This is a genomic window from Dietzia cinnamea NBRC 102147 (assembly GCF_001571065.1).
Lineage (GTDB): Bacteria > Actinomycetota > Actinomycetes > Mycobacteriales > Mycobacteriaceae > Dietzia > Dietzia cinnamea.
In genome coordinates this window covers 1-9943 of the sequence record NZ_BCSW01000075.1, presented here as the reverse complement: position 1 = coordinate 9943, position 9943 = coordinate 1, and the positions used below count along the sequence as shown (strand labels likewise).

Sequence of the window (9943 nt, the reverse complement as noted above, 5' to 3'; positions counted from 1 at the left end):
CCGAATAAGGCTGTGTGCGCTGGCAGCGCGAATAAACTCGCGGTGGGCATCCAGTGACACCGGCTCGGGGTACACGTAGTCTTCTTCTAGTTGATGCTGAATTCGCAGCCATTCTCGCAGGCGCGGCTTGAATGACGAGGGAACCTTGACCGCTAGACACTCGCCTGAACGGATCGGCATCCCCGACAACTCCTCGCCATCATGCCCTCTGGATAGATGGCGATCGTGGGCCTCGTCCGCCCGTATGAATGGAATGCGCATGGACGAGCACGGGTTGTCATGATCAATAGCAGAAAAAAAGAAGACGCCGCGCTGAATCCTCTGCCGTGCGGTCAGGTACGGCGGGCTGTAGAGCATCACTTGAGAAGAGCTGGTGCCTGTCAGCCTTTCGAACATCGCGCCCGCGTCGACATCCGTGAATGGGGGAACCCAATTGGCGTTGCATGGCGTGTACTTGTAGCAGAACAGCAGGCCATCGTTCTGATGACTAGTCGAGTCAAAACATGCCATTGCCAGCGCCGTCAGCAAGTCCGAGGTGAAATCTATGAGCGGCGTTGCAGCCCCTTGGTGCTGAAGAAATGCAAGGAGCTGAAGATCTGTAGTCGAAGTCAAATAGTCGGGCCCGACCCCTAAACCTCGGGCCCTGTTCACCAAAGTCTTGACCTCGTCGCCTATCGATGAATCGGTGAAGCGGCGCTGTCCACGACCCCACTGTGCAGTATCCCGAAGGGACCTGTGCACCCCCGGCGTCAACTGCCAACAAGACGACTGTCCACGCCAAAACAATCGCGGTGAGTAGTCACCCTCAGCACACGGCGTAAAGGAGAACGCCAAGGAAATGAGGGTCGTCCACCATTTATTGAAATCTATCTCGCTGCTACCATCAGTGCGTCCAAATTCGAAAAGATATTCGTCTCTAATGTACGGAGTCTGCATTCGGGGGGCTATCCTTGGGGCGATGGTGACGCGTTGGGTCACTAATCCTACAGGCTATATTTCACCTGAAAGGGGGTGGTGCACGAGTAGGTGTCAGCGTCGCGGAACCTCGACATGACAGCTCGAGGTGGCTCCGCCTGTCCGAGGCAGGGTGTAGAACGGTCTACCCCGAGGGCGAGGAGGCGAGCCTGACCGAGAACACCCTCACTACCATGGCGGCCGACTCACGGACGCACTGACGGAGGTCGTCTTGCACCGACTGGGCCTGGAGCCACTTTCTCCCCCCAAACACCGAGTGCCGATAATGTTGCATTACGTTGAATCCCCAGGTCAGAGCGGTGACGCTGACTGTCATCCAAGCTTCATAGGGAACCACGTCAGCCCCGAGCGTCGCAGTGGGTGGTGTAGGAGCACTTACCGGCACCGCCCGGGCGTTTAGCACGCTTACTGCTTCGGCGTAATCGGACAGTCCTAGCGAGTCTCAGTGGAGACCGGGTCGAGCAGAAACAGGCAGCTGTTCTCTTCGTAGCGCTCGATCACCGCGGTGAACCGGAACCGATCGGTGACGCCGATCGCATCGGGAATGCCCGGCCCGGTCAGGTTCAGGTCGGAAACGGGTGCGACGTCGCGGTATTGAAATGCTGGGCCACGGCCGTCCGACTCGTTGAAGTCCCTGGCGCCGAGGAGTATGTCGTACCGGGTGTCGTAACTTCCGTGGGTGTTCATCGCTGCGATATGGCCATCGAATTGAATCGTCCGGCCCGCGTGGGTAGCAGCGAAGCCGGCGACGGTCGGCGAGCAATAGTCGCCCTCCTGCAAGAGCGCCGCGAGTTCCAAGCTGTTGTCGATGGTGAGTACCTCATCAGGCTCAGTAACTGCTCCGGGGTCGGAGGCTGGGGCCGGGCCGGTCGTTTCTGCGGGCTGCGCTTCCGCGGTTTCAGCCGGGTTGGCCTGGTTTGCTGAGTCGTCGTCTTCGAGGAGTGCGCCGATTCCGATGATCGCGAATAAAACCACCGCGGCTGCTCCGAGACCGGCAAGCATCTTCCATGGCACCGGCGGCTTTGGGCGCCGGAATCGAAGCGTGGTTCGTACTGTGCCGGGCTGCTGATCGACTAGTTCCCAGCCCTCGGCCTGCTTCTTAGCGATCGACCGCTGCTCAGCGCCCCGCACCGTCTTGACTTCAACGAACTGGTACCGGGTTGTTTCAGTCGTCATGCTGACCCTTGCTCGTCGTCGGAAGGCTCTCGCCCCCAGTTAGAGAGACGCTCACCCAGCCCTGGGGGAAGTCCTTCCCGCCGTTTCCGCTGCTGTGCTCAGCACCGACGACGAGGAGGGACACTAACCCAGTGATCCTATATTCGATGTAAACGATCGCTTCCCTTCCGGGTGTCTGTTCCCGCCAAGGTGGGCATGGCGCTTGTAACCCATAACGGGAGAGGACCGACGTGGGCTTTCGTCGAATCGTTCGCTCAATGTCTCTGTGTGAGGAGCGCCTGTGACACACCCTGATGCGCAGTCCCGTGAACGGCCGGACCTGTCGGTTCGACGAACCATCGGAGCACACGGTGCGATCGTCCCGGTTCGCATGACCGGCGACGAGCCCCTCACCGTCGGTGGTGAACCACTCGCCGGGGGGCCAGTGATCGACTTCTGGCGATGGTCGTTGTCGAGCCTGCTCGACAACACCGTCCGCGGCCTGTTCGCTGAGTATCTCGTCGCTCGCGCGCTCGGAGTCACTCACGCCGGCGTCCGCGTCGAATGGGACGCCGTCGACATCGTCACCGAAAGCGGACTGCGGGTGGAGGTTAAGTCGGTGTCGTTCCTCCAGAGCTGGGCGCAGACTCGTGCCTCCACCCCCACCGTCAGCATCCCCGAGACCCTCGCTTGGGATACACACACCGGCCGGTATGACCCCAAGTCTCGCCGCCAAGCCGACGTGTACGTTGTCTGCGTCCTCGACGTCACTGAAGTGGCCGATCTGGACCCGCTGAACCTGGACCACTGGCGCTTCCTAGTCGTACCTACCCACGTTCTCAACGCCCAAGTCCCGGGCCAGAAGTCGATCGTCCTGCACCGCCTGGCCGCCCTGCCCGGCGTTGCCGAGTGCACCTACACCGAGCTGCGGGACACCGTGGAAGCAGCGGGAACGCCCTGATCTAGGACGAGGGGCGACCCATGACTCCCCGGCCGCGGGGACCACGCCGATAAATCGGATTCCGTCGTCCGCGGAGCAGTCAGTCGAGCTCAGCGTGCGCTTGCTGCATTACTCGATGGATGTGCTCCGCATCAGCGAACCACTCCTCAAGCTCGTCCCTCCATGCCTTACGGACGTTGAGGCCGTACTCCGGAGCGCTCCTGCCTCCGGCGTAGTCATAGTTGGTCAGCGGTGAGCGGGAGGACTTCCACTCGGTGGCAGGGACGAAGTACACCTGCGGCTGCTCATCGAGCGAGTCGCCGTAGACGACCAACGCCAGAACCGTCCACGGCTCCAACGCGAACGTCGACTTGCGCATATACACATAGCTGCTGGTGATGTGCCGGACAGCCTTCACCTGAACCGCGACGTGGCGGCCGCGCCCGACGTCGACGAGCAGATCAACGCCCCTGTCATCGGCCAGCGGCCGATAGACCTGATAACCGAGCAGCGCGAGACGACTCGCTATCAACAACTCAGCCGCGGCCCCCAGTGCCAGCTTCTCCGGAGTCGCGGGACCTCTCGGGGAATGCGCCTCAACAAGCGGTTCATCGTTCACCATGCCCACCATTGTCGGGCGCTGGCATCAGTTTGAGGAGTAACTCGCGAACTAACGTGTGGGCGATGTCGTAAGTTCGACCGGGCTACCCACGGTTGAAAGTGCGCAACTGGCCGACAGGCACCGCACAGCGTCCCTGGTTTTGCGGGTTCGCCCATAACGCCGGCGAGAGCTTCTCGAGCTCCGCCGCTAGCGGGCTTGTGTACGCGTTCGGTGCTGCGCTGTCGTACACGGGATCTAGTGTTTCTGGGGTGATGACAGACTCGGAGCCCGAGAACTTCGATCCTTACGCCGCGTACCGGCCAAGCGATCCAGACGATCTTGCAGCGGCCGTCGCCCACGCATTGTCGATGAGTTACGGCTCCTCTATCGAACCGGACGCGGAGGGGGGCTTTCGCATCCAGATCGGTAGCTCGGGCATGGTGGTGACCCCTCGTCCCGAGGGCGTTCTGTCGATAGTGTCGTTTGTGGTGACCGGGATGACCACTCCGGTTGCGGCTCAACCGATGATCGACTCCCTCAACGATCAGGCGACATTCGTCCGTTTCCAGATCCTCGGTGACGCCGTGGTGGCCTCCTGCGACGTTCCGGCAATCCCGTTCGTTCCGCAGCACCTGTACACCTTGATCAACACCGTCGGCGAAGTGCTGGATTTCGCCGGCCCACAGATCACTGAATGCGCTGGCGGGCAGACCCTCATGGACGTGCTCCGCACTCCGGAACGCCCTGCCCTGCCGGCACCTTTCACCGCGGATGTTCGCGCTGCGCTCAAGCAGTACGTGTACATGCTCATCGATCCCCGCGACAACGCCGCCTTCTACATCGGCAAGGGCACCGGCGATCGCGTATACCACCACGTTTGGACTGCGCTCGGTGACGCGCACTCCACCGGCGAGGGGCACGAGCTGCTCACCGACAGCGAGCACGGCGACAACCACGCGGTGCGCACAGCCAAAGACGAGCGGATCCGGCAGATCGCCGCGGCAGGTCTGACAGTGGAACACCACATCGTCCGCGTCTGCGACAGCCCTGAAGAAGCCTTCGCCGTTGAACAGGCGCTGATCTCCGGCTTTCGCATCGGTGCAATACAGTCCGAATACGGCGAACTGACCAACATTGCCAGCGGCCACTACCGGTTCGCGATCGATGACACCCGGGCCGAGGAGATCGCCCGTCGCCTTGGCGCTGAGCCAGCTCCGGAACTGCCGAGACCCAGTCTCGTCCTCAAGGTCAACGTCGCCGGCGCCACCGACGACCCGGACACGATCTACGACGCAGCCCGCCGCGCCTGGTCGGTGGGGGCCGACCTACGTTCCACACCTGACTTGCCGGTGTTCGTCGTGGCCCACGACGTTGTCCGTGCGGTCTACAGAGCCCAGGACTGGACCGCGCTGGACCGCGCGGAGGGCAAGAGCGGCGTCGTGTGGGAATTCGACGGCGTCCTTGACCCCGAACTCAACACCAAATTCGCGGGGAAGCGACTCCTCCCGGCCGACTTCGGACAGTCCACCTGGAACCAACGGGGCTGCCACCCTCTCCGGTGACCATCCGCAGGTGATCAGAGCGATTAGCTGAGGCAACCGACGCTGGGTGTGAATCCTGGCCTGTCTCGTCTCCGAGCTAACTGGAGTTAGGCACTATCGGGTCCAGAATGCCGCTACGCAGTACCGAGAAGTTCGCTCCTGCCATTGCCGCTGATCAATGATTCAGCACCCGAACCGAGGTGCTGTCTGCGGATAGCCTGCGGGTCTCTCATCGCGGCCGTGGCGAGTCGGTACTGTCCATCTATCGTCAACGCATTCGCCGATGGCGTGAGGAAACTTCTTGGGGGATCATGTTCAGCAGCACTTTTCCTTGGACCCCTCGGCGGCGTCGGCGCAGCACGGCCGCCTTGCTGGCGGTTACTCCGTTGCTACTTGCAGCGTGTGGCGCGAAGTCGGATCCCTATGTCATGGTCGACTTCAGCGGCATGACTCTAGACGAAGCCGACGCAGCGCTGGAGCAGGTGGAGCTCCACGCTGAGGTCGAGGACCGCTCGGGAAGGAACCGCCAGGTGTGGGCGGCCGAGAATTGGACGGTCCTCGATCAGGAACCGGGCCCGGGGACCGAGATGGACGAAGATGCCCGCATCGTGTTCGGAATTCTCAAGACCGACGAGCTTGGCCAGGACGATGAGCCACCGGCGCTGGCCATCGAGGCGCCTGTCGAGTTCTCCGAATGGATGGTCCAAGCCTCCGGAGTGACGAAACAGCATAAGGGCGGACAGTCCAACGTGCGTTTCGTCGCAGGAACATCCGACCCCGACGAGCTGCGTCAACTGACCGATCAGTGCGTCGATTTCTATCTCACCAAGACCCGGGCGGCCTACTGCTACGGCTACGAAACTCAAGCGGATTTCGACCAGAAGGACCCGTCCTGGACAGCCGAGAGCGACCAGGACATCTGGGGAGGAGCCAGACCGTGCTGGTCCAGTTATGGAGGGCAGCCACTTAACGGGCCGGACTCCAGAGAAATAACAACTGTCGGGCCGAAGTCCTGCTAGTTCCGCATCCGAACCCCCTTTCCGAGAACGGGCTATTAACCATGCGTTTGTCATCAAGTTTCACTGTCCTCGCCGCGGTCGTCCTCGTCGCCGCCGGCTGCGGATCCGACGACTCGCCCCAAGCTGAGGAAACAGCCGTCTCCGCGTCGGCCTCACCCGCCCCGATCTCCAGTTCGCCGACGACGTCCGCTCCACCAGCTCTAAGCACCCCTGTCGGTCTCGAATTGAACGCCGAAGTGGATGGGGACGACGTCAAGGTCATCGGACAGACAGACCTCCCCGACGGCGCCGTTCTTTCTGTGAGCCTGGCCCGCGTGTCCGTGGCTATGAACGACCCCGAGAAGGGATACATCGAGGTAGACCGGGTTCCTGCAACCGTTCAGGACGGGGAGTTCTCCGCAACCCTGTCGGACAATGCCAACGCCAACCCGAGAAGCTTCGTCGACTCCTACAACTTCAATGAGCCCCCCGAGGCACACCTGGTCCTGCTCGATGAAGTGGAAGTCAAAGTCACCTTCAACACCGGCACCGACGACCAACCTGCCGACGTGATCGAGGCGGTCGGCGGGATCGACGGGTCGATGCTCAAGGACAGCCCCGTGGCCAGCTCGTGGGGCTCGGGCGCCGAGAAGCGCACCACCCTTGAGGCGACAGTCGAGATCGCCAAGCCCGCCTGACCATCGTGACCCCTCACGGCTAAGAGTGTCTCCTAGAGGCAGTTCGGCGACCGCCACTCGCTGATAAGTCGCGTCCTGTTTCGACACGATGGTCGGGCGTTTACGCCGGTTGTCCGCTGAAGGCTGCGGACAACCGGCGTCCTGGCTAGGTGGTGCCGTCTGGGAAGCCGGCCGGCCCGTGGAAGACCTGCCACGCTGGTGGGAATGCTCCGGCGACCAGGTCCGCCACCTGGTGACCGGTTTCTACCAGCGAGAGCAGGTTCGGCTCGTTGGCCTGATCGGCGCAGTACTCGAGCAGTTCCATGGCCTCGGCCATGATGGTCCCGACGTACTCTCCGAACGCCATCATCATTACCGTGTCGCCGACGACCTGCACCGCATCCCCTGCGCTGAACGTCATCGCCGCGTTGGCCAGGAGCTGCAGCGGCACCAGTTCCAGCGCAGTGTCCGGCCGGAAATCCGGTGCCGCATCTGGTCCGCTGCCGAAGTCGACCACCACCGAGGCGTCGTCGGGCCACGGCATTCGGTCGCGCTGCAGGAACCACACCAGCTGCGCCAGTGCTCCGGCTTCTGATTCGAGCTCGTCGTCGGTGAGCTGGCGCTGCGCGCCGATCGCGGCGGCGGAGGCCGCGGCGTGGCCGAGCTGCTGGCGGGCCTGTTCCAGCAGGATCCACGCCATTCCCAGATCGTTGTTGAGGACGATCTGGGACAGCGTGAGGTTGACCAGCTCGCACACCCGTGCAAGCTGCGAGGTCAGCCTGCCGAATGTCCGGACCGCTCCCCCACCCTTGGCCGCCGCGGGCTCGGGCTCCGTGGTCCTGTCGTGGTCGAGCTGCGCCCGGTGGGCGAGTTCGCCGCTCAGCCATTTCGGTCGGGTTGTGGTCGGTGGTCATGTCAGGCCGCCTTTCGGGGGTTACGGTCGGAGGTCACGGAGTCCAGGAGCCGCTGGTCGAGGTGGTGCACCCACAGGCCGGGCTGCCACAGGCGGGAGCGCTGCCATTCCCAGCGGGCCACCTCGAGGTGGGTGCGACGCAGGCGCCGGATGTTCGCGACGGTCTCCAGGTGGTCGTCGTCGGCGCTGACGAGAATGGCGGCACCGGTTCGGCGGTCGTCGGTCCATTCGGTGAGCACTCGCTGGATCTCGGCGTCGCCGTCGACTTCGCGGTGCCGCCTGATGGGGACCACCACCCCGTTGTCGTCGCTGGTGGGGGCGTCGACTCGAACCATTCCGGGGTCGATGACGGTGACCCGCGGATCCCGTGCCCACTGCCGGGCCGCGGCGTCCTGCGCTGCGCGGGCGGCCGGGTCGGTGTGCCGATCATGCATTCCCATCACCACCGCGATCCGCTCCACCTCACTCGGCCGGTGACGAAGTGCGGCGATCTTGTCTGCCAGCCGGGGCAGGTCCAGCGTGAAGGTCGACAGTTGACGGCGCGAGTACCCGAAGCCCTCGGACGCGCCGAGGACCGTGTTCCAGCCATCGAACACGATGGACACGGACTCGGAGACGGCAGAAATGTTGGTGTTGTACATGGTCATTCCCCTTTGATTCGAGATGAACTGCGGACAGTTTCAGCGGGCGAACCAATTCGAACGAAGAGATATTGTTCGAATTGACCCGGTATTCGATTTTTCTTTTCGGCGACCTTTTGACCTGCACCGATGCCGCGGCGCCGGACACAGGATCGCACACGGGATCCCGTTTGAATAGGGGTGCGCAATACCTTTTTTGAAATTTTTTAAACGGCGTTATTGGCTCCGGAATATCGGTGGGGATCTTCGTTAAAGAAGGGGGAATCGAGCAGTTCCAATTAATCGCGGTGAATCACCACGTGGTATCGAAGCGGTTCGTTAGGAAACTTCCGTAGTTTCTGCGGATCGAAACAGATGCGAAGTTGACGATTCCGCAGGATTGGGTCCGCAACCGTTGCTCAACTGACCCCGTGAGGTGTCCGTCTCGTTCGCCGAATCCACTGCGCCTTGGGCGGGCGTGGGTTTGTTTGCGCTGCTCAGAGCACGTAAAGCATGAGCGCTGCTACTGTCTTCCGCATGTGCGGGCGATACTCGGTAGCCGTGTCCGGCGCAGCCCTGATCGATGTCCTGGAGCTAGATGGGACCGATCCTGGGTTCAACTGGTCGCCGGCCTACTCGGTGGCCCCTCGCACGCGGGCGCCGGTGGTACGGGACCGCCTGGCCGGCGATCAGCGAGTGCGTGAGGCGTTCCTGCCCACGTGGGGGCTGCGCCCGTCGTGGGCGAAGGAGAAGGGTCCGAGACCGATAAATGCCCGCCTCGAAGGCGTGGCGACGAACGGCATGTTCCGCTCCCCGTTCGCCTCGGCACGTGCCCTTGTGCCGATGACCGGCTATTTCGAGTGGCTGGAAGTCGTCGAGGCCGGCAAAAAGGTCAAGAACCCGAGCTACGTCCACGCCCCCGGCGACGAACTCCTGCTCGCCGCCGGCCTGCTGGCCTTCCACCGCGAGAGCGACGACGAGGAGTGGCGGACGACGTTCACGATCATCACCCGCACTGGGGAGGATGCGGCCGGCGAGGTCCACGACCGGATGCCGGTCTTCCTCACCCCGGCCTCGTGGGACGCCTGGCTCGACCCAGAGAAAGTGAACAAGGATCGGGCCGGCGATCTGCTCGACCTGCTCGACGTTGAGTCCCGAACGGTCGCGGCGACCCTGCGAACCCGTCCGGTGTCCCGGGCGGTCAACAACGTGCGCACCCTGGACCGCACCGACCCCAGCCTGATCGAACCGCTCCCCTAGACACTTCAAGGGCGCCGCGCCCGGTGAGGGTGCGGCGCCCTTGAAGCGTCTAGGAGGCAGGCCGGGAGGTCAGTACTGATCGGCAATCGAGCCAGCTCCGACGGAACGGAGGAGCTGCTTGATGCTCTCGACCTCATGGGGTGGCGAGTGACGGAGGACGTAGTCGCCTAGCTGTACTGACCACGGACGTTGTGTCTCCGGTCGGCATGGCGGGCTGACATGAGGAAGACCTCCGTGTGAGGTGTGAAAGCGACCAAGCAACC

The 9943-nt window shown here is 62.9% G+C and carries 10 protein-coding genes; 5 read left to right on the top strand and 5 right to left on the bottom strand.

Annotated elements, in window-relative coordinates:
* Nucleotides 1–936, bottom strand: a 936-nt coding sequence (locus DCI01S_RS16940; protein WP_156482627.1) for an FRG domain-containing protein, incomplete at its 3' end; no start/stop codon positions are given.
* A 471-nt stretch (nucleotides 937–1407) separates the two neighbouring features.
* A complete protein-coding gene (locus tag DCI01S_RS15285) occupies nucleotides 1408–2151 on the bottom strand; it encodes a DUF4839 domain-containing protein (protein ID WP_082767866.1) in 744 nt (247 codons plus the stop codon).
* A gap of 370 nt (nucleotides 2152–2521) precedes the next feature.
* Between DCI01S_RS15285 and DCI01S_RS15280 the strand changes: the two genes are divergently transcribed.
* On the top strand, nucleotides 2522–3091 hold the full coding sequence (locus tag DCI01S_RS15280) for a hypothetical protein (protein WP_061230020.1): 570 nt from the start codon (nucleotides 2522–2524) through the stop codon (nucleotides 3089–3091).
* A 79-nt stretch (nucleotides 3092–3170) separates the two neighbouring features.
* On the opposite strand, the gene DCI01S_RS15275 is transcribed toward DCI01S_RS15280, so the two are convergent.
* Complete coding sequence (locus tag DCI01S_RS15275; protein WP_156482626.1) at nucleotides 3171–3692, bottom strand: DUF4365 domain-containing protein; 522 nt, start codon at nucleotides 3690–3692, stop codon at nucleotides 3171–3173.
* A gap of 251 nt (nucleotides 3693–3943) precedes the next feature.
* On the opposite strand from DCI01S_RS15275, the gene DCI01S_RS15270 reads away from it, so the two are divergent.
* The 3 genes from DCI01S_RS15270 (at nucleotide 3944) to DCI01S_RS15260 (ending at nucleotide 6908) form a co-directional block, all read left to right on the top strand.
* Nucleotides 3944–5233, top strand: coding sequence for a T3SS (YopN, CesT) and YbjN peptide-binding chaperone 1 (locus DCI01S_RS15270; RefSeq protein WP_438356741.1), 1290 nt, complete (start codon nucleotides 3944–3946; stop codon nucleotides 5231–5233).
* Nucleotides 5234–5640: 407 nt separating this feature from the next.
* Entirely contained in the window at nucleotides 5641–6231 is a 591-nt protein-coding gene (locus DCI01S_RS15265; protein ID WP_061230017.1) for a PASTA domain-containing protein, read from the top strand.
* 41 nt (nucleotides 6232–6272) lie between these two features.
* A complete protein-coding gene (locus tag DCI01S_RS15260; RefSeq protein WP_156482623.1) occupies nucleotides 6273–6908 on the top strand; it encodes a hypothetical protein in 636 nt (211 codons plus the stop codon).
* A 145-nt stretch (nucleotides 6909–7053) separates the two neighbouring features.
* Here DCI01S_RS15260 and DCI01S_RS15255 read toward each other — a convergent pair whose 3' ends face one another.
* Entirely contained in the window at nucleotides 7054–7644 is a 591-nt protein-coding gene (locus DCI01S_RS15255) for a hypothetical protein (RefSeq protein ID WP_061230015.1), read from the bottom strand.
* Nucleotides 7645–7802: 158 nt separating this feature from the next.
* Nucleotides 7803–8447: a hypothetical protein gene (locus DCI01S_RS17355; RefSeq protein WP_061230014.1), complete on the bottom strand. Its 645-nt coding sequence runs from the start codon at nucleotides 8445–8447 to the stop codon at nucleotides 7803–7805.
* 486 nt (nucleotides 8448–8933) lie between these two features.
* Between DCI01S_RS17355 and DCI01S_RS15245 the strand changes: the two genes are divergently transcribed.
* The gene (locus DCI01S_RS15245) at nucleotides 8934–9680 is read left to right on the top strand and encodes an SOS response-associated peptidase (RefSeq protein WP_368664649.1); all 747 of its coding nucleotides are present in this window, start codon (nucleotides 8934–8936) and stop codon (nucleotides 9678–9680) included.
* Nucleotides 9681–9943: the final 263 nt, after the last annotated feature.